Below are 419 nucleotides of genomic sequence, written 5' to 3'. Positions count from 1 at the left end.
TTCAACCTAGATACTTGCTCCGCCAGGGTTTCCCCAAGTAGAGTAGAGGTTTCTAGTCCATTAGCGTTACTTCGGGATTGCCCATCCCTAGCTTGTTGACCAAGATTTAGAATATTAATTGCAGCATTTGTATCTCTATGCAACTCACATCCACAATTACAAATATGGGTGCGGGTTGATAAAGATTTTTTCACAATTACCCCACAATTACTGCATTTTTGAGAAGTGTAATGCGGCGCAACCGGAATGGCTAATTTATCAAATTTAGCTGCAAAATATTCTATCCATTTCCGAAACAAATACCAACTAACGTCACTAATTGACTTAGCTAAACAATGGTTTTTAACTAAATTTCTAACACTTAAATCTTCATAGACGACTACATCGTTAGATGTGCATACGTTACGCGCAATTCTCTT

General features: G+C 37.7%; 1 protein-coding gene. It reads right to left on the bottom strand.

Features of this window, described 5'->3' with window-relative positions; translation table 11 throughout:
* On the bottom strand, positions 1-419 hold a 419-nt coding region (locus PL9631_RS25770; protein ID WP_156090725.1), incomplete at both ends, for an RNA-guided endonuclease InsQ/TnpB family protein.

Origin of the sequence: Planktothrix paucivesiculata PCC 9631, from assembly GCF_900009265.2 — a bacterium.
Classification (GTDB): domain Bacteria; phylum Cyanobacteriota; class Cyanobacteriia; order Cyanobacteriales; family Microcoleaceae; genus Planktothrix; species Planktothrix paucivesiculata.
The sequence above is the reverse complement of the archived record's forward strand: the minus strand, read 5'-3'. Positions and strand labels throughout refer to the sequence as shown.